Annotated in this window: 20 protein-coding genes; 7 read left to right on the forward strand and 13 right to left on the reverse strand. The window is 62.6% G+C overall.

All coding sequences use genetic code 11. The features are described 5' to 3' along the window. Positions 1-82: 82 nt before the first annotated feature. From ACWUKX_RS12100 to sppA, 10 genes are all read right to left on the reverse strand, one after another. Entirely contained in the window at positions 83-2,371 is a 2,289-nt protein-coding gene (locus tag ACWUKX_RS12100) for a response regulator (RefSeq protein ID WP_456006921.1), read from the reverse strand. A 111-nt stretch (positions 2,372-2,482) separates the two neighbouring features. Continuing rightward, complete coding sequence (acuI, locus tag ACWUKX_RS12105; RefSeq protein ID WP_456006923.1) at positions 2,483-3,472, reverse strand: acrylyl-CoA reductase (NADPH); 990 nt, start codon at positions 3,470-3,472, stop codon at positions 2,483-2,485. Between the two features lie 52 nt (positions 3,473-3,524). Continuing rightward, positions 3,525-4,025, reverse strand: coding sequence for a signal peptidase II (gene lspA, locus ACWUKX_RS12110; protein ID WP_456006925.1), 501 nt, complete (start codon positions 4,023-4,025; stop codon positions 3,525-3,527). Between the two features lie 8 nt (positions 4,026-4,033). Then, positions 4,034-4,891: a TrmH family RNA methyltransferase gene (locus ACWUKX_RS12115; protein ID WP_287092177.1), complete on the reverse strand. Its 858-nt coding sequence runs from the start codon at positions 4,889-4,891 to the stop codon at positions 4,034-4,036. Further along, the gene (locus tag ACWUKX_RS12120; protein WP_456006927.1) at positions 4,891-5,925 is read right to left on the reverse strand and encodes a class I SAM-dependent methyltransferase; all 1,035 of its coding nucleotides are present in this window, start codon (positions 5,923-5,925) and stop codon (positions 4,891-4,893) included. Before ACWUKX_RS12120 ends, ACWUKX_RS12115 begins: the two co-directional genes overlap by 1 nt. A gap of 89 nt (positions 5,926-6,014) precedes the next feature. Then, positions 6,015-6,500, reverse strand: coding sequence for a hypothetical protein (locus tag ACWUKX_RS12125; RefSeq protein WP_029348184.1), 486 nt, complete (start codon positions 6,498-6,500; stop codon positions 6,015-6,017). Positions 6,501-6,692: 192 nt separating this feature from the next. Further along, positions 6,693-7,673 carry a bifunctional Delta(1)-pyrroline-2-carboxylate/Delta(1)-piperideine-2-carboxylate reductase gene (gene lhpI, locus ACWUKX_RS12130; RefSeq protein ID WP_456006929.1) on the reverse strand — a complete coding sequence of 327 codons (981 nt, stop codon included), beginning with the start codon at positions 7,671-7,673 and terminating at the stop codon, positions 6,693-6,695. A gap of 94 nt (positions 7,674-7,767) precedes the next feature. Continuing rightward, positions 7,768-8,100 carry a LapA family protein gene (locus ACWUKX_RS12135; RefSeq protein ID WP_029348180.1) on the reverse strand — a complete coding sequence of 111 codons (333 nt, stop codon included), beginning with the start codon at positions 8,098-8,100 and terminating at the stop codon, positions 7,768-7,770. Positions 8,101-8,169: 69 nt separating this feature from the next. After that, positions 8,170-8,454, reverse strand: coding sequence for an integration host factor subunit beta (locus tag ACWUKX_RS12140; protein ID WP_006200394.1), 285 nt, complete (start codon positions 8,452-8,454; stop codon positions 8,170-8,172). Positions 8,455-8,524: 70 nt separating this feature from the next. Continuing rightward, positions 8,525-9,478 (reverse strand): signal peptide peptidase SppA, encoded by a 954-nt coding sequence (gene sppA, locus ACWUKX_RS12145; RefSeq protein WP_455840651.1) that lies wholly within the window; start codon positions 9,476-9,478, stop codon positions 8,525-8,527. Positions 9,479-9,798: 320 nt separating this feature from the next. Between sppA and lptC the strand changes: the two genes are divergently transcribed. From lptC to ptsN, 6 genes are all read left to right on the forward strand, one after another. Further along, on the forward strand, positions 9,799-10,512 hold the full coding sequence (gene lptC / locus ACWUKX_RS12150; RefSeq protein ID WP_456006931.1) for an LPS export ABC transporter periplasmic protein LptC: 714 nt from the start codon (positions 9,799-9,801) through the stop codon (positions 10,510-10,512). Further along, on the forward strand, positions 10,499-11,110 hold the full coding sequence (locus ACWUKX_RS12155; RefSeq protein WP_456006933.1) for an LptA/OstA family protein: 612 nt from the start codon (positions 10,499-10,501) through the stop codon (positions 11,108-11,110). The genes lptC and ACWUKX_RS12155 overlap by 14 nt, the downstream gene beginning before the upstream one ends. Next, positions 11,110-11,928: an LPS export ABC transporter ATP-binding protein gene (gene lptB / locus ACWUKX_RS12160; RefSeq protein WP_029348172.1), complete on the forward strand. Its 819-nt coding sequence runs from the start codon at positions 11,110-11,112 to the stop codon at positions 11,926-11,928. The genes ACWUKX_RS12155 and lptB overlap by 1 nt, the downstream gene beginning before the upstream one ends. 191 nt (positions 11,929-12,119) lie before the next feature. Then, complete coding sequence (rpoN, locus tag ACWUKX_RS12165) at positions 12,120-13,646, forward strand: RNA polymerase factor sigma-54 (protein ID WP_456006935.1); 1,527 nt, start codon at positions 12,120-12,122, stop codon at positions 13,644-13,646. A 268-nt stretch (positions 13,647-13,914) separates the two neighbouring features. Further along, positions 13,915-14,499, forward strand: a complete 585-nt coding sequence (gene hpf / locus ACWUKX_RS12170; RefSeq protein WP_455840649.1) for a ribosome hibernation-promoting factor, HPF/YfiA family — start codon at positions 13,915-13,917, stop codon at positions 14,497-14,499. 83 nt (positions 14,500-14,582) lie between these two features. Then, on the forward strand, positions 14,583-15,047 hold the full coding sequence (gene ptsN / locus ACWUKX_RS12175) for a PTS IIA-like nitrogen regulatory protein PtsN (protein WP_456006937.1): 465 nt from the start codon (positions 14,583-14,585) through the stop codon (positions 15,045-15,047). Between the two features lie 77 nt (positions 15,048-15,124). Here the strand turns inward: ptsN and ACWUKX_RS12180 are convergent, their stop codons facing one another. Further along, positions 15,125-15,382 (reverse strand): BQ00720 family protein, encoded by a 258-nt coding sequence (locus tag ACWUKX_RS12180; RefSeq protein ID WP_029348168.1) that lies wholly within the window; start codon positions 15,380-15,382, stop codon positions 15,125-15,127. Positions 15,383-15,549: 167 nt separating this feature from the next. Further along, positions 15,550-15,975 (reverse strand): Hsp20 family protein, encoded by a 426-nt coding sequence (locus ACWUKX_RS12185; RefSeq protein ID WP_029348166.1) that lies wholly within the window; start codon positions 15,973-15,975, stop codon positions 15,550-15,552. A gap of 143 nt (positions 15,976-16,118) precedes the next feature. Between ACWUKX_RS12185 and ACWUKX_RS12190 the strand changes: the two genes are divergently transcribed. Further along, complete coding sequence (locus ACWUKX_RS12190) at positions 16,119-17,060, forward strand: nucleoside hydrolase (protein ID WP_065010133.1); 942 nt, start codon at positions 16,119-16,121, stop codon at positions 17,058-17,060. A 10-nt stretch (positions 17,061-17,070) separates the two neighbouring features. On the opposite strand, the gene ACWUKX_RS12195 is transcribed toward ACWUKX_RS12190, so the two are convergent. Further along, on the reverse strand, positions 17,071-17,442 hold the full coding sequence (locus tag ACWUKX_RS12195; protein ID WP_456006939.1) for a hypothetical protein: 372 nt from the start codon (positions 17,440-17,442) through the stop codon (positions 17,071-17,073). Between the last annotated feature and the right edge of the window lie 3 nt (positions 17,443-17,445).

The following is a 17,445-nucleotide window of genomic DNA, read 5'->3' on the forward strand; positions in this document are numbered from 1 at the left end:
GCTGCGGGCAATACTTCGTCGGCTGGGTAATCCTTCAACCGGCTATGTTACGCGGGGGGAGCCAGGAAGGACAGCCGGCGGATCACGCGGCCACCTGGCCCTCGACCGCATGGACAAGCGCGTCGGGGTCGAGCGGCTTGGTGACGAAGCCGCTGGCGCCGTGGGCAAGCACTGCGTGACGGGTCTTTTCCTGGCTGTCCGCCGACAGCACCATGATCGGAACCGGCGCCACGGCGGTTTCCTCCTCATGCCGGCGGATGGCGGCGATGGCGTCCAGCCCGTCCATGACAGGCATGTGCAGGTCCATCAGCACCACGTCGAAGCGGTGCTTGTGGCCGGTGCCAGTGACGGCCTCGACGGCGGCCTTGCCGTCGCCGACCACTTTCACGCGATGCCCGGCCTTCAGAAGCGTGGCGCGGGCAAGCATGGCGTTGATGTCGTTATCCTCGGCGATCAGCACCGACAGGCCCTGCTGGCGGTTGCCAATGGCGCGGACGGATGGTGCGCCGCGCTTTTCCGGCTGTGGCTGGGTGAGGGCGGGTACGCTGCTGGTCAAAAGCACGCGCAACAGCGTCTCGCCACGCACCGGCCTTGCCAGGAAGGTGGCGTAGCCGCTGGCGCGGAACTCGCCCAGCATGCCGCGGTCGGTCGGCGCGATCAGCGTGATCGCCTCGCAGTCGGCAAAGCCGCTCTGGCGAAGGCGCCTTAGCAACCTGCCGTCGCCCTCCTCCATGGCCGCATCGACCAGAAGCACGTCGCAGCCTTCTGCGAAGGACGCTGCCTGGGCGTCGGTCGCGGCCAGATCGACCATGCCGCCATTGGCACGGATGGTGCGGGCGATGCCGTCGGCTTCGATGGCGTTCTTCGACAGTATCACCGCGCGCTGCCCTGACAGCGCATTCTGGCGGGTCTGCGGCGGCTCGGTGGCCGATATTGCAGGGATATCGAAGACGAACTCGGAGCCTTGGCCGAGCCGGCTCGAAACCGAAATCGTGCCGCCCATGGCGATCACCAGGCGCTTGGAAATGGCAAGACCGAGCCCGGCGCCGCCATGCGCGCGGGTCGACGTGCCATCGGCCTGTTCGAATTCCTCGAAGATGCGCTCCATATCGTCCTCGTGCAGGCCGGGACCGGTATCGGCGACGGTGAAGCATATGCGGTCGGTGGTTTCGGTGCAGGCACGAGCGATGCTCACCAATACGCCGCCGCTGTCGGTGAACTTGATCGCGTTGCCGATCAAGTTGAGCAGCACCTGCCTGACTCTTCCTGGATCGGCGGTGATCATCTGCGGCACGTCGGGTTCGACATGGCAGCCAAGGCCGATATTCTTGGCGAAAGCGCGCGCCGCCAAGAGTTCGACGATGTTGTCGGCGATCTCGCGCACCGACATTGGCTGCGGTTCGGGATCGAAGCGGCCGGCCTCGATCTTGGAATAGTCGAGCAGATCTTCGATCAGCGCCAGCAAGGCGCTGGCCGAGGTCGAGACGGCGCCCACATAGGTCCGTTGTTCGGGTGAGAGATTGGTGTCCGCCAGCAGCCTGGCCATGCCCATGATGCCGTTCATCGGTGTGCGGATCTCATGGCTGACGGTGGCGAGGAAGCGCGATTTGGCCTGGCTTGCGTATTCGGCTCGCTCACGGGCGGTGATCAGCGACGATTCGGCGTGCTTGCGGGCGGTAATGTCGCGGGCGATGGCGCGATGCGAGACGGCGCCGCTCTCCTTGTCGCGCACGGACAGTTCGATCCATGAGAACCAGCGCGGGCCGCTCGGCGTGCTAATGGCGACGTCGGTGGAGCTCAGGCATTCGTGGTCGGAAAAAGCGGCATCGGGAACGATGCCGACGTCGATGCCGAGTTCGGCCAGGGTCCTGCCGGCAAGATCGCGCTGGTCGGCTCCGACAAGATCGGCGAAAACCTTGTTGGCATAGACGATATGGCCGTCACGGTCGCGGTGGACGACGAGATCGCCAAGCGCGTCGATCAGCCCGCGAAAGCGTTCCTCGCTCTCCTGCATCTCCCACATGCGGTCGGCCAGGGTCTCGACCTCGGCGCGGCTGCGAGCTGCGGTCTCGCCAAGGATGGCAACCGTGCGACGCACCGTGCGCCTGGCACGCAGATGCACGGCGAGACCGGCCATGCCAGTCGCCAAAAGGCCAACGGTGATGAAGATCGGCGCGCCGGTCAGGTGCGACAGCCCTGCCAGCACGACGATGGCGACGAGCGTCAGGAATGGCAGGCCTTCGCGATTGGCGGCGGGCAGTTCGGGCGCCAGTGGCGGCGCTGCGATATGCTGCCGCCTTGGCGCCTCCGGGCCGATCGCGTCGACGCTTTCGGCGCTCTCCGTTTCTCTGATGGCGGATTCCGTGACCATGCGGAAACCCTTGCCAGACAGAGATTATGGAAAATTGCGGCGGATCGTTCGAATTTTATCGGTCGCGCGGTTTTTTCCCTTTCTTTCGTGCAAAACGGCAGACGCCAGAACTCACATATCCACCACTACGCGGCCACGGATCTTGCCCTCGACGATGTTGTGCGCGGCGTCGATGATGCCGTCAAAGCCGATGGTCGTGGACAGGCTGGCGAGCTTCTGGAGGTCGAGGTCCGTGCCGATGCGGCGCCACGCCTCCATGCGGACCGGCTTTGGCGCCATCACCGAATCGATGCCGAGCAGGCAAACGCCGCGCAGGATGAACGGGGCGACGCTCGCTGGCAGATCCATGCCGCCTGCCAGGCCGCAGGCGGCGACGGCGCCGCCATAGGAGGTCATCGAAAGGACGTTGGCCAACGTGTGACTGCCGACCGCGTCGACGCCGCCGGCCCAGCGTTCCTTGGCGAGCGGCTTTGCCGGCTGGGCAAGCTCGTCGCGCGAAATCACCTCCGCAGCACCCAGGTCGATCAGGTAGGAGCTTTCAGCGCTGCGGCCGGTCGAGGCGATGACATGATAGCCGAGGCTGGACAGGATCGAGACCGCGACCGAGCCGACGCCGCCGGCCGCGCCCGTCACCACCACCGGGCCGCGATCGGGCACGATGCCGTGCCGTTCCAGCGCGATGACGCAAAGCATGGCGGTGTAGCCTGCGGTGCCGATCGCCATGGCATCATGCGAGCTCATGCCCTGAGGCAGCGGCACCAGCCAGTCTCCCTTGACTCGGGCGCGCCCGGCATAGGCGCCAAAATGCGTTTCGCCGACGCCCCAGCCGTTCAATATGACCTTGTCCCCCTTGCGCCAGTCGGCATGGGAAGACGAGATGACGGTGCCGGCGAAATCAATGCCCGGCACCAGCGGCCAGCGGCGGATCACCGGCGCCTTGCCTGATATGGCGAGGCCGTCCTTGTAGTTCACCGTCGTCGCCTCGACGGCGACGGTGACATCGCCTTCCATCAGGTCGGCCTCGGAGAGGTCGGTCACCGCGACCGACTGCTTCTTCTCGGCATCGCGCGAAACGAGGATGGCTTTGAAGGTTTCGGGCATGTCTTCTCCTCGGGCTTTTCGAATGGCCACTGTATGGCGGCAGAAGGCCAGGTCAATCGCTTGAGGGCTTGGCCTCGCGCCGCCAACCGATGAGTTCGTCGAAGACGACCACCACCGCGCCGACCGCTATGAAGGCATCAGCGAGGTTGAAGATGGCAAAGGACCATACCGGGGTGTGGAACAGGATGTAGTCGATCACGTGACCATAGGTAGCGCGGTCGAACAGATTGCCGAGCGCGCCGCCGACGATCAGTGCAAAGCCGATGCGGGTAAGCACGTGGCCGGGCGGAGTGCGGGCCGCGAGATAGAGCACGAATGCGACGACGAAAGCGGCGATGACCACCAGGCCGGTGTCGCCGAAGGACGAAAACATGGAGAAGGCAATGCCGGTGTTGTAGGTGCGGTACAATGCCAGGAACGGCACAAGATCGACCTTTTCCTGGAAGGCGAGGCCGGTCTCGACCAGATATTTCACCCACTGGTCGAGCGCTATCGCGGCGGCGACCAGCAGGATGTAGGGTAACCACGATTTTGCCGTTTGGGATTTCACCATTTGGGATGTCACGGTCTGGCGTCCTCCGGGGCAAATTTCAGCGCGCCGCGCCGGATCTCGAACAGCATGATGCCGGTGGCCACCGCGAGATTGAGCGAATCGGCCCGGCCGGCCTGTGGAATCCGCAGCAATCTGTCGCAGCTTTCGGCTAGGCTGTCAGGCAGGCCCTGCTGTTCGTTGCCCATCATCAGCAGCACCGGGCCTTTGGAAAAGTCGACCGAACGGTAGTCGACCGCACCTTTCAGATGTGTGCCGGCAACGAGGCCAGGAAAGCTTTTTCGCCACGCGAGGAAGGCGTCCGGCGTCGCCTTGGCGACCGGCACGGCGAAGATCGAGCCCATGGTGGCGCGCACGGTCTCGACGGAAAAAGGATCGGTGGTCTCGCCGACCAGTATGACGCCCTTGGCGCCAACGGCATCGACGGTGCGGATGACGGTGCCGAGATTGCCTGGGTCGCGCACGCGGTCGAGCGCCACCCAGACGTCGCCGTCTCGAACGCGGATGTCCTTCAGCGGCAGGAACTTCTGCGAAAAGACGCCGACCACCATTTGCGGGTTATCGCGGCGGGTGATGGCGACGAGCACTTTTTCGGAAACTTCGAGCACGGTGCCGCCGGCGGCAACCGTGCGCGCCGCGACCTTTTCGACTGCCGCGTTGCCGCGTCCGGCCTTGGCGAAGACCAGCGTCCGGATCGACCAGCCGAGGTCGAGCGCGTCGATGACCAGCTTCAGCCCCTCGGCCATGAAGGCGTTCTGCTGGTCGCGGAATTTCTTCAGGGCGAGAGCCTTGATGTCCTTGATCAACGGATTGGCGAGGCTGGTGACCTCTTTCACCTGCCCTGGCGCGCCGGCGTGCCGCTCGCTCATCAGGCCACCCAGCGCGAGAACAGCGACGTCGACAGCGCCCGGCCGGCGGATTTCTCGCGGATGATCAGTTCACCGGATTCGACCGTGCCGCCCATGCCTGCGAAAGTGTCGCGCATTAAGGCATGGATGGCGAAGAAGGAGGCGCGGATCGAATAGGCGGTCAGCACGACAGCAAGCGGCTTCGGCGTCAGGATCGAGCGGCAGAGGTCGGTCAGATCAGGCAGGTCCTCGAACAATTGCCAGACCTCGCCCTTGGGGCCACGGCCATAGGCGGGCGGATCGAACAGGATGATGTCGTAGCGGCTGCCGCGGCGCTCCTCGCGCTCGGCGAATTTCATGGCGTCGTCGATGATCCAGCGGATCGGCTTTTGCAACAAGCCCGCCATCTCCTGGTTCTCCCTAGCCCAGCCGATCGCCTTCTTGGACGCATCGACATGGGTGACCTCGGCGCCGGCGCGCGCCGCCACCAGCGAGGCAAGGCCGGTATAGCCGAACAGATTCAGCACCTTGACCGGTCGCTTCGCCGCCGCGATCAGCCCGGCCATGTGGTCCCAGTGCGAGGCCTGCTCGGGGAAGACGCCGACATGGCGAAACGAGGTGAAGCGGCCGAGATAGTCGATGCCGTCATGCTTCATCGGCCAGGTCTCGCCGAGCGGCGTCCTGGGGAAGCGCCAGCGGCCGATGCCTTCCTCGTCGGTGTCGCCGGTGAAAATGGCGTCGGCGCGGTCCCAGTTTTCGGCCGGCAACGCTTTTTGCCAGATCGCCTGGCCTTCGGGCCGGACGATGCGATAGGGCCCGTACTGCTCGAGCTTTTGACCGGCGCCGCTGTCGAGCAGCGCATAGTCGGCGTTGGGCGCCACTTCGAGGATCAGCGGCAGGTGTTCGGCGGGCAGGGCGCCGTCGCGGCGGGAAAGGACGCGCGGCGCGGTGCGGTTGCCCGATGCTGTGCCGGTTGCGCGCGGCGCCTGTTCCGCCCCGCCCTTTGCGAGCTGATGCGAGCGGCTGTCGCGGCGTTTGTCGCGAAAAGGTTTCAAGAAGAGCATCTCCGGGGCGACTTGGCCCGCTTCTGCCACAGCACATTCACCGGTGCAACAAACGCGGTCGCTGGACATTTCCGAAACGGTCAGCCGCGCCTGATCCAAAGCAGGGCGACAATCAGCGATACGAAACCGACGGCCTTGAAGCCGGCGACGATCATATGGCCGGTTTCCCAGCGCAGTCGGATCGCTTCGAAATTTTCCGGGATCGGTCCAGGCACCCAGGTGGCCAGAATATCGTTCGCCGGCTTGACGAGAGCAAACCACATCGCAAGAGACACCGCATAGAGCACGGCAGCGGCCAACGCATACCAGAACGCCGGACGGTCATTGCGCAGCATCCATGCGAGAAGTCCCGGACAGCCGATCGCGGCCACGTCCAGTGGCGCGCCAATGACGGCAAACAGCTGGAACTGGGCCTTGAAGACAGTCGTCTCGCGCCAGAGAGAAGGTGACCACTTCGTCAGCCGAGGAGCCGATTCCAGAACATGGGCGAAGGATGGTCCAAGGCTGAGCGCCGCCATGACGGCGGCCAAGATGGACCAGAACAACAGGAACCCGCGTATCTCCATAACGCCCGAACAACGGTGCGACGCCGGAGACGTTCCCGCCGATCGGGAACAGAGAAGTAAGGGAGTAGGGGAGTAGGGGAGTAGGGGAGTAGGGGAAATATGACTGGCACGAAGCCGCACGATTGGTATGGCTTCCCTACTTCCCTACTTCCCTACTTCCCTACTTCCCTACTTCCCTACTTCCCTACTTCCCTACTTCCCTACTTCCCTACTTCTCAGCGCCTTGTACACCGCAATGCCGGCGGCGAGGTCTTCGAGGGCTGCGCCGACCGATTTGAACAGCGTGATCTCACTGGGGCTCTGCCGGCCCTTCTTCTGGCCGCGTGCCAATTCATGCAGGTCGGCGACGATGGCTTGCGGCTTCAGCACGCCCGAGGCCAGCGGCTGGACGATATCGCCCGCCTCCTTGGCGGCGCCTGCCCGGGTATCGACGTAGACGCGAGCACGCGCAATCGCGTCGTCGTCGCTTTCGCGCATGACCGGCGTGAAGCCGCCGACCAGATCGACATGGGTGCCCGACTTCAACAGCGCGCCCTTGATCAGCGGCGTGGTCGTGATGGTCGCCGACGAAACGATGTCGGCCTGGCCGATTTCGGCGTCGAGATCGCTCGCGGCGGTGGCCGCAAAGCCCTCGGCGCGCAATTCCGCCGCAACCTTGTCGGCATTGGCCGGTGTGCGGTTCCAGATGCGGATTGCGGTGATCGGCCGCACCGCTGAATGCGCCCTGGCGAGGAACGGCGACAGCGCGCCGGCGCCGACCACCAGCAGCCGCTCAGCGTCCTCGCGGGCCAGATAGGAAGCGGCCAGCGCCGAGGCGCAGGCCGTGCGCCACTGCGTCAGCCGCTGGCCATCGATCATGGCTTCAGGCTCGCCGGTCGCGCCGTCGAGCAGGAGGTAAAGCCCCATCACGGCGGGTTTGCCTACGGTGTTGTTGTCGGGCGACACCGTGACGATCTTGACGCCGATATGGCCGCCTGCCGACGTGCCGGCCGCATTGAAGTCGGTCCAGGCAGGCATCAGGAGCAGCGTCGAGGCCGCGCCGTCGGGCCGTTCGACCGTATGGTGATGCCTGACCGGTTGTACCGCGCCATCGCGAAAGGCCGCGCGCAGCGTCTCGACCAGGCCGGGAAAGGTCAGCGCTTGATCGACCTCGGCCGCCGAAATGGTCAGCATGGGAAACTCCATGGAGAGAAATACGCCTAACGCATAACCGAAAATGGTACAGCGTCCTTTGCGCGTCCCAAAGGACGTGCGGCGCTGTGTTGGCTCAACTGGTCGGCTTCGGCAAGGCGGGGCCTTGTGGCGCAGCCGGTGCGCGGCTGACTGCCTGGCGCAGGTTTTCGGCCTCGACGCCGCGCTGGCGCGCCAGCTTGCGATAGCGGCCCTGCTTGACCCAAGTCGCCAGGCTGCCGACGATCATGCCGATGGCGAGAGCCAGGAACAGGAAGATGAAAAGCGGCAGCGTCATCGTTAGCGCCGGATTGCCGGGGTTGAACGGATCCAGGGTGAAGGCAACCGGATCGCGATTGGCGACCGCCAGCGCGATCAGAATGACGGCCAGCGGTACGAAGACCACGATGAGCATGAGGCGATTGAACATGGAATTTCCTGTCGAAGGCGGGCTCTACCGCAGGCCTACTGAAAAGGCCGGCACGAGCTCGCGCGGCGCCTATTTGCCGCCGTTCAGCCTTTCACGCAATTCCTTGCCGGTCTTGAAGAACGGCACCCATTTCTCCTCGACCTCGACGGATTCGCCGGTGCGCGGGTTGCGGCCGGTGCGGGCGGGGCGGTTTTTCACCGAGAAAGCACCGAAACCGCGCAGCTCGACCCGGTTGCCTTCGGCAAGCGCGTCGGTGATCTCGTCGAAAATCGCGCCGACGATGTTTTCGACGTCGCGCAGAAAAAGGTGTGGGTTGCGTGTGGCGATGATCTGCACAAGTTCGGATTTGATCATGAGAAGGCTCCCCGTGAAAACACAGCAGTCAAAATTATGAGGATGATTTTATTTGCTTTTTTCACTCGTCTCAAGGGTGCCAGACGGAAACGAGACCGTCAAGAAACAAGCGATCGGCACCAAGTTCGTGAATGATCTCGCCGCCATAGTCGGGCAGGCCGAGCGCACTGCCGATGGTTCGCGCCATCGCTTTCGAGAACAGGAAGCCGCTGCTTTCCGCGTCCTTCCACTCCACCACCTTGAGCTTGGCGTCGACGCCCTTGGTCGCGAGCCAATCGATCGCTTCGGTCTCGCCGCCGACCGCGTCGATCAATTTGTTGGCAACAGCCTGCCGGCCGGTGAAGATCGACCCGTCGGCCAGGGCCAGCGCCTCCGGCTTGGTCATGTTCCGGCGCTCGGCGACGACGCCGACGAACCAGTCGTAGCTGTCCAGGATGAGCTTGCGGACCATCGTGCGCTCGTCGTCACTGGTCGGCTTGAAAGGCGATGGCGAGGCTTTCAGCGGCGAGGATTTCACTTCCTCGAGCCTGATGCCGAGCTTGTCCATAAGGCCGCTGACGTCCGGATACTGGATCAGCACGCCTATCGAGCCGACGATCGACGATTTGCGCGCGACAATATGATCGGCCGCGGTGGCGATCATATAGCCCGCCGATGCGGCCAGCGTGCCGACCTCGGCCACCACCGGTTTCTCGGCGGCCAGCTTGCGCACTGCCTCGTAGATCGATTCGCCCCCGACGGTGGTGCCGCCCGGTGAATCGATCGACAGGATCACCGCTTTCACCCTCGAGGATTGACGGATGGTCTCCAGTTGTTTGATCAGGTCTTCGTCTTCGGTGATGGTGCCCTCGATCTTGACCTTGGCGATATGGTCGACCGCCGTGCCGGTGAAGTCGTCACCGTAAATCCAGCTCGAAAAGGCAATCAGCCCGGCTGCTGCGACAACAAGCGCTGCAACGCGCCAGAATGTCAGCTTGCGGCGCAAGCGGCGGCGGTCGATCAGGTCGTCGGCTCTCAGTGCCATGGTCAGCCTCATAGTCGGTGGAAGCAGATCGTTTTAAAGCAACGATCCGCGCCCGGCTACCGATTCCTGACGAGCTTGCGCCAAAGACAGGTCTCGACGTTCGCGAACCGGCGTTTCAAGAGATGTTAAGACCAATCCACAGGCCCCTAACGCTGCCCGCCTGTATCTGGTATGACATGCAAGTTGTGCCGGTTTTCATTTTCGTTTGTGCAACAGCAACCGTCACACTTTTGCGGTTTTCCTCCGCTTGTGCTTGCTTGAGGGCGCCGGTATCCCACCTATAGGGGTGCTTGGCGGCAGGGGTTTAAAAGAAAGCAGTTATGTTAGCGCGACCGATCGAACCGACCAACACCGAGACGGAGTTGGCTTCCCCGGACGTAGGCCCGGCGCGGGTCGACGCCTTCGGCATTGCCCAGCGCCATTCGCGCCGCGTGCGGATATTGAAGCTGGCGGTGCCGCTGGCCGCTACCGCGATCGCGGTCGCCTTCCCGGTCTATTCCTATCTCGCGGCGCCTGGCTCAGTCCAGGTCCAGGCCGACGGCAGCGCCTTCGCCAATGGCAAGCTGGTGATGGCCAATCCCAAGCTCAACGGGTTCACCAAGCAGAAACTGCCCTATTCCATGACGGCTTTGCGCGCCATACAGGACGTGACCAAGCAAGGAATCATCAACTTGGAGGGTATCGACGCCAAGCTGCCGATATCGACCGACAATGTGGCGGCCATCAATGCCTCGCACGGCACGTATAATCGCGATGGCAACACGATGAGCCTGACCAGCGATGTCACCATAACCACCACCGATGGCTTGGCGGCAAAGTTCAAATCAGTCTTTCTCGATATGGGCAAAGGCACTATGAAGACGAACGATCCGGTCGACGTCAGCCGCGGCGGGTCGCGGATCACCGCAGAGTCGATGTCGATCCAAGACAACGGCAAGATCGTGGTTTTCGAGAACAGAGTGCGTGTCAACATCGATCCCGCCAGCTTAAAGGCGGCAGAGGCAATGAGCGGAGAATCCAATGCGGTTCAGTAGTTCGACACGGCTCGTGGCCGCAGCTTCGGCGTTGCCGGGCCTTGGGTTGGCTTTGGTCCTGGGGTTGGGGACGGCGCCGGCTCTGGCGCAGTCCAAGGCCACCAGCCAGCTGTCGGGCCTCAAACTGTCCGGCGACAAGCCCATCCAGATCGAAAGCGATAAGCTCGAGGTCCGCCAGGCGGATAGCGTCGCCGTGTTCACAGGCAATGTAAGCGTCGTCCAGGGTCCGACCTTGCTCAAGGCCGGCAAGATGACGGTCTATTACGTCAAGGACGCCGACGCTGACGCCAAGGATGCGCAGGCCGCAGGTGCCGCGATGACCGGCTCGGCCAACATCGACCGCCTGGAGGTCGCCAACAAGGTCTATATCAAATCGGACGACCAGGTCGCCACCGGCGACAGCGGCACCTTCGACATGAAGACGGAAGTGCTGGTGCTTTCAGGCAGCAAGGTCGTGCTTTCGCAAGGTGACAATGTCCTGGTCGGCTGTAAGCTCACCGTGGAGATGAAGAGCGGCCTGGCTCAGGTCGACGCCTGCGGGGGCCGCGTCATGATGTCGATCACGCCGCCGACGAAGTCGGGAGCGGCGAACCCCTGATGGTCGACGTAGCATCGCTGATGGCGCGTCTTCCAGGACGCGTCGCCAGCAAACTTGCGGCACCGGCCACGGTCAGCGTCGACCAGGTAAAGTTCAAAGGAACCTTGATCGCCAAGGGCCTGACCAAGAGCTACAAGGGGCGCAAAGTTGTCAGCGGCGTGACGATCGGCGTGCGCGCCGGAGAGGCGGTCGGACTGCTCGGTCCCAACGGCGCCGGCAAGACGACCTGCTTCTACATGGTCACCGGCCTTGTGCCGGTCGACGAAGGCACAATCGAAATCGACGGCTTCGATGTCACCTCGATGCCGATGTACCGCCGCGCCCGCCTCGGCATCGGCTACCTTCCGCAGGAAGCGTCGATCTTTCGCGGCTTGAGCGTCGAGCAAAACATCCGTGCCGTGCTCGAAGTGGTCGAAAAGAACCGCAAAAAGCGCGAACACAGTCTCGACGAACTGCTCGATGAGTTTCACATCAGCCATCTGCGCAAAGCCCCGTCGCTGTCGCTTTCCGGCGGCGAGCGGCGGCGCCTTGAAATCGCACGCGCACTGGCGACCCGCCCCGCATACATGCTGCTCGACGAGCCTTTCGCTGGCATAGATCCGATCGCCGTCGCCGATATCCAGCAACTCGTGCGTCATCTGACGGCGCGTGGCATCGGCGTGCTCATCACCGATCACAATGTCCGCGAGACGCTCGGCCTGATCGACCGCGCCTACATCATCCATGCCGGGCAGGTGCTGACCCATGGCCGGGCCGACGAAGTGGTCGCAAACCCGGATGTGCGGCGGCTTTATCTCGGTGAGGGATTTACACTCTAAGCGGGAAAATTCTCCTCGAAACGCGATTTCTGGCGCGAGACCAGCCTTTTTTCTCCGATTTCTCTTCCAAATAAAGCACCGACAGGCGAGTTTTGATCGCCGTCGCCTTGACAAGCAAAAGCCGGGCCAGTTTCTATGCCCGACTCCTTCCGGCAGTCCGGATGCGTAGACAGGGCGTTTGAAACCGAACCATGGCGTTGGCGGCAAAACTACAGCTACGACAATCCCAGTCGCTGGTGATGACGCCGCAACTCATGCAGTCGATACGGCTGCTGCAGTTCACCCACATCGAGCTGGAACGCTTCATTGACGACGAGATCGAGCGCAATCCTCTGCTCGAGCGCGCAGAGCCGCAGGACGATCCCGTCAGCGACCAGGCGCAGAAGATCGATGCCGCGCCGGAAACGGCCACCGACGGCGATTGGTTCGAGAGGGAAACGGCGTGGAGCGCCGAGGCGATCTCGGAAAAGCTCGATACTTCGCTTGAAAACCTATTTCCCGACGACCCCGGGACCAGCGAGCGGCTCGGTCCCGACCTGACGGCTCAATGGAAGTCGGCATCCGGCAACGGTTCCGCGTCCTCTTCCGACGGCTTCGACGTCGGAGACATGGCGGCCGCCGCCATCACGCTGCGCCAGCATGTCGGTGAACAGGTCGCGCTTGCCTTCGCCGACCCGGCAGCACGCCTGATCGCCAGCGAACTGGCCGATGGCCTCGACGAGGCCGGCTATATGCGCGCCGACATGGCCGAGATCGCCGCCCGTCTCGGCACCGACCGAGCGGCGGTGGCGAATGCGCTCGCGGTCTGCCAGACATTCGAGCCCGCCGGCATCTTTGCCCGCGACCTCGCCGAATGCCTGTCGCTGCAGCTTGCCGTCCGCGACCGGCTCGATCCGGCGATGAAGGCTTTGATCGCCAATCTCGAACTCTTGGCGCGGCGCGATTTCCAGACCCTGAAACGGATTTGTGGGGTCGACGAGGAGGATCTGCTCGACATGCTGGCCGAGATACGTGCGCTCGATCCGCGCCCGGGCATGGCGTTTTCGGCGGGCTCAAGCGACGCGATCATCGCCGATGTCGAAGTGCGGGCGGCTAATGACGGAAGCTGGGTGATCGAACTCAACCCCGAAACGCTGCCGCGCGTTCTGGTCGACCATATCTATTTCGCCCAGGTTTCACCGCATGCGAAAAACCAGACGGAAAAGGATTTCCTGGCGGAATGCCTGCAAAACGCCAACTGGCTGACGCGCAGCCTCGACCAGCGGGCAAAGACCATTCTTAAGGTTGCCTCAGAAATCGTGCGCCAGCAGGACGCCTTCCTCGTCCATGGCGTGCGTCACCTGAAGCCGCTCAACCTGCGCACGGTGGCCGACGCCATCGGCATGCACGAATCGACCGTCAGCCGGGTCACCGCCAACAAATACATGCTGACGCCGCGCGGCGTGTTCGAACTGCGGTATTTCTTCACCGCCTCGATCGCTTCGTCGGGTGGCGGCGATGCGCATTCGTCTGAAGCGGTGCGCGACCGCATCAAGCAGTTGATCGATGAGGAGAAACCTGCCGACGTGCTTTCCGACGACGCGATTGTGGATATGTTGCGGGAAAGTGGCGTCGATATCGCCAGGCGCACGGTCGCCAAGTATCGGGAGGGCATGAATATTCCCTCGTCGGTGCAGCGGCGGCGTGAAAAACGCGCTTTGGCCAGCGCCGGACGTTGATCTCCGACGGAATTTCCACAGCTTTCGCGCTTCATTGACAAGCCGCAATGAAGTGGCTAGAAGCCCGCCCGCATGGGACGGGCTACTGCCCGCATGCGGATGGTCCGTCACGACGTTGGCCACGGGGCGGTCAAAGAAGGCGGCTTGTGATCAACCGGAAAGTTCGGATTTAAAATCGGCGCAAGTGACGCCGCAAAGCTTGTGCGCACAGACCACGGGTATAAACTCGGGACAGTTTGAAGCCTGAGCAAGGAAGGTCAGTTTTCAGATGACACTGCGCATATCAGGAAAACACATGGACATCGGCGATGCGTTCCGTACGCGCATCAACGACCGTGTCGGAGAAGTGATCGGGAAATATTTCGATCGGGGCTTTTCAGGGCAAATTGTAGTCGTCAAATCGGGGTCGCGCTACACGGCCGATTGCATGATCCGGCTGGATTCCGGCGCTTCGCTGCAGGCGACCGGTGAAGCCCAGGACCCGACGCTCGCTTTCGAGGCGGCGGCGGATCGCCTCGAAACCCGCCTTCGGCGCTACAAGCGTCGGCTGAAGTCGCATAATTCAGGCAATGTCAATGGCGAACCCACCGACGTCGCCTATACGGTGATGGCGCCGCTTGCCGACGACGACGAGGAAATACCGGAGAATTTCGCGCCAGCCATCGTCGCCGAATCAACCATGACGCTGCGGACCATGTCGGTGGCGTCAGCCGTGATCGAGCTCGACACCAAAGACAGTCCGGTTCTCGTCTTCCGCAATGCCGGAACCGAGCAACTCAATATCGTCTATCGCCGGCCGGACGGAAATATCGGCTGGATCGACCCGTCTACGACCAAGGTCGCGCAGGGATGACGGCCAAGGCCGCACTGGGATAAGGCACCAGCCGCACGCGAGAGTGAGGGCTGGCGACGGTAGGCGAACAAGGGATTTCAAGTATGGATCTGAGCGATCTTATCAACGTTCCGGCAATCTTGCCGGCGTTGAAGGCGAACTCCAAGAAGCAACTGCTGCAAATGCTGTCGGAAAGGGCTGCGGCGATTGCCGGCATTCCGGAACGGGAGGTGTTCGACACCATCCTGCAGCGTGAACGGCTGGGCTCGACCGGTGTCGGCAACGGCATTGCCATTCCGCATGGCAAGCTGGCGGGGGTGAAGCGGATCGCCGGGGTTTTCGGCCGGCTGGAAACGCCGGTCGATTTCGAGGCGCTGGACGACCAGCCGGTCGATCTGGTGTTCCTGCTTTTGGCGCCCGAAGGCGCCGGCGCCGACCACCTCAAGGCGCTGTCGCGCATCGCGCGGGTGCTGCGCGACGCCGACACGGTGGCCAAGATAAGGGGCACCCGCGACGCCGCAGCGATCCACGCGCTTTTGTCGGACACGCAGGCCTCGCATGCAGCCTGAGCTTTTTTGATCAGATCCGTTGAAGGGCCGCCGTGAGCGGCCCTGTCCGATTCCAATCAGATCGCTGCGCCGTATTGTTAGTGGATGGGGACAGGGGTCAGGTCGTTTTCCAGGGCGCCAGCCAGCGCTCTGTCACGAGCGTCTGAAAGCAGGATCGGCTGGCCATTGGCGGCAAACAGGGCCCACAGTTCCAGGCCGGGCGCGATTTCGCCGAGGCCCGGGAAACGGCCGCGCAGATCGTCGCTCGACACTTTCCTGAGATAGGCGACCGAGCCTTCGCCGAGATGGGCGAATTCGCCGCTGGTCATGATGAGGTTTTCGTCAGTTCTGGTCATTTCAAGCCTCCTTGGCGCGAGGACGCCGCTCAAGGCCGCCTCGCATGAGAGCCATTTGAGCGCCGTGTGTCCAATTGGACACACAAAGGACGCTCTAACACTTCAATTTGCTGCATCGTGCTTTCGGAAAATCGATTCCGATTTTCCGGCCGATGCAGTGGTAAGGATCAGTCTTTCACCGATATATTTATTTTCCGTACCATCCGTTCGGACTCGGGCCGATCGAGATCGATCGACAAAAGGCCGTTCTTCAGCTCCGCCGCGATCACCCGCATGCCGTCGGCCAGCACGAAACAGCGCTGGAACTGGCGCGCGGCAATGCCGCGATGAAGAAATTCGCGCTCGGTGTCATCGTTCTGACGGCCGCGCACGACCAACTGGTTCTCCTCCGTGGTCACATCGAGATCGTTTTCGGCGAAACCGGCGACAGCGAGTGTGATACGCAGCCTTTCGGCCTTCCCGTCGGCACCGCTGAGGCGCTCGATGTTGTAGGGAGGGTAGCTGTCACCCGACTTCGCCAGACGTTCCAGGGTCTTTTCCATGGCGTCGAAACCCAGGAGCAGCGGGCTAGAAAAAGGCGTCATTCGGCTCATGTTACACTGTCCTCTCAAGAGCGACATAAAGTGGAAAAACCCAGATGGCATTTTTCCCGATGGCCTTGATATGGTCCGCCCCGCGGTCAAGTTCAAGCCGTCAAAAGCCCCGCCCAAAAAGACTCCCCAAACAAGGAATTGAAATGCCCGAATCCCGCAAGATCATCATCGACACGGATCCCGGCCAGGATGATGCCGTCGCCATTTTGCTGGCACTCGGCAGCGCCGAGCTGGAGATCGTCGGAATGACCGCCGTCGCCGGCAACGTGCCGCTGAGGCTCACCGAAAAGAACGCACGCAAGATCTGCGAACTGGCCGGCAGGCCAGACATCAAAGTCTATGCCGGCGCCATCCGCCCGCTGGCGCGTGAACTGGTCACCGCCGAGGAGGTGCATGGCGAGACCGGTCTCAATGGACCGCAATTGCCCGAACCGACAATGAAGCTGCAGGACCAGTATGCCGTCGATTTCATCGTCGAGACACTGATGAAGGAAGAGAGCGGCACGATCACGCTCTGCGCGCTCGGGCCGCTCACCAACATAGCGCTGGCGCTGATCCGCGAGCCGAAGATCGCGCCGCGCATCAAGGAAATCGTACTGATGGGCGGCGGCTTCTTCGAAGGCGGCAATGTCACCCCGACCGCCGAATTCAACATTTATGTCGACCCGCATGCCGCCGATGTCGTGTTCAAATCCGGCATCCCAATCGTCATGATGCCGCTCGACGTCACCCACAAGGCGCTGACCACGGCCAAGCGCACCCAGGCCTTCCGCAAGCTCGGCACCAGAGTCGGCACGGCTACGACGGAGATGCTGGAATTCTTCGAGCGCTTCGACGAAGAGAAATACGGCACCGATGGCGGACCGCTGCACGACCCTTGCGTCATCGCCTATCTGTTGAAGCCGGAGCTGTTCAGGGGCCGCAATTGCAACGTTACCGTGGAAACCGCCTCGGAGCTCACCATGGGCATGACCGTGATCGACTGGTGGGGCGTGACCAAGCGACCGAACAACGCCATGGTGATGCGCGACATCGACCACGATGCGTTTTTCGCGCTGCTGCTGGAAAGGCTGGGGCGGCTTTAGAGCCGCTCACTCACTCATCGAGCAATTGGTACGTTTCGGTGCCATTGCGACGGTACCGCCGCTCGATCGCAACTTCTGATCCGATAGCTCGCGGCATTGCTGCGTTACCATATACGAATACCAGGAGGTCATTTTCGTTGAGACGGATTCCGTACTGATAACGGAATCCTCTTCCGATCCACGCTTCGGGGCTCGGAGGAACATTGAGAACGTTGACCACAGTGCCAGTCGTAGACTCCACATCGATGATTGGGCTGCTCCGCCTTGCAATCAGTGCGCCGATTGCCAGAATGCAGACACCGACCACAAGGCTGGTGATGACGATGCCCCGGAGATTTTCCCGCAGTATTAGCAAGGTGAGGGCCAGCCGCGCTCTTGCCATACG

It is taken from the genome of Mesorhizobium sp. f-mel (genome assembly GCF_053850215.1).

What these genes read in the sequence shown, in the direction of transcription:
- ACWUKX_RS12100 (WP_456006921.1), bottom strand. Translation starts at nt 2,371, where the DNA reads ATGGTCACGGAATCCGCCATCAGAGAAACGGAGAGCGCCGAAAGCGTC.
- acuI (WP_456006923.1), bottom strand. Translation starts at nt 3,472, where the DNA reads ATGCCCGAAACCTTCAAAGCCATCCTCGTTTCGCGCGATGCCGAGAAG.
- lspA (WP_456006925.1), bottom strand. Translation starts at nt 4,025, where the DNA reads ATGGTGAAATCCCAAACGGCAAAATCGTGGTTACCCTACATCCTGCTG.
- ACWUKX_RS12115 (WP_287092177.1), bottom strand. Translation starts at nt 4,891, where the DNA reads ATGAGCGAGCGGCACGCCGGCGCGCCAGGGCAGGTGAAAGAGGTCACC.
- ACWUKX_RS12125 (WP_029348184.1), bottom strand. Translation starts at nt 6,500, where the DNA reads ATGGAGATACGCGGGTTCCTGTTGTTCTGGTCCATCTTGGCCGCCGTC.
- lhpI (WP_456006929.1), bottom strand. Translation starts at nt 7,673, where the DNA reads ATGCTGACCATTTCGGCGGCCGAGGTCGATCAAGCGCTGACCTTTCCC.
- ACWUKX_RS12135 (WP_029348180.1), bottom strand. Translation starts at nt 8,100, where the DNA reads ATGTTCAATCGCCTCATGCTCATCGTGGTCTTCGTACCGCTGGCCGTC.
- ACWUKX_RS12140 (WP_006200394.1), bottom strand. Translation starts at nt 8,454, where the DNA reads ATGATCAAATCCGAACTTGTGCAGATCATCGCCACACGCAACCCACAC.
- sppA (WP_455840651.1), bottom strand. Translation starts at nt 9,478, where the DNA reads ATGGCACTGAGAGCCGACGACCTGATCGACCGCCGCCGCTTGCGCCGC.
- lptC (WP_456006931.1), top strand. Translation starts at nt 9,799, where the DNA reads ATGTTAGCGCGACCGATCGAACCGACCAACACCGAGACGGAGTTGGCT.
- ACWUKX_RS12155 (WP_456006933.1), top strand. Translation starts at nt 10,499, where the DNA reads ATGCGGTTCAGTAGTTCGACACGGCTCGTGGCCGCAGCTTCGGCGTTG.
- lptB (WP_029348172.1), top strand. Translation starts at nt 11,110, where the DNA reads ATGGTCGACGTAGCATCGCTGATGGCGCGTCTTCCAGGACGCGTCGCC.
- rpoN (WP_456006935.1), top strand. Translation starts at nt 12,120, where the DNA reads ATGGCGTTGGCGGCAAAACTACAGCTACGACAATCCCAGTCGCTGGTG.
- hpf (WP_455840649.1), top strand. Translation starts at nt 13,915, where the DNA reads ATGACACTGCGCATATCAGGAAAACACATGGACATCGGCGATGCGTTC.
- ptsN (WP_456006937.1), top strand. Translation starts at nt 14,583, where the DNA reads ATGGATCTGAGCGATCTTATCAACGTTCCGGCAATCTTGCCGGCGTTG.
- ACWUKX_RS12180 (WP_029348168.1), bottom strand. Translation starts at nt 15,382, where the DNA reads ATGACCAGAACTGACGAAAACCTCATCATGACCAGCGGCGAATTCGCC.
- ACWUKX_RS12185 (WP_029348166.1), bottom strand. Translation starts at nt 15,975, where the DNA reads ATGAGCCGAATGACGCCTTTTTCTAGCCCGCTGCTCCTGGGTTTCGAC.
- ACWUKX_RS12190 (WP_065010133.1), top strand. Translation starts at nt 16,119, where the DNA reads ATGCCCGAATCCCGCAAGATCATCATCGACACGGATCCCGGCCAGGAT.
- ACWUKX_RS12195 (WP_456006939.1), bottom strand. Translation starts at nt 17,442, where the DNA reads ATGGCAAGAGCGCGGCTGGCCCTCACCTTGCTAATACTGCGGGAAAAT.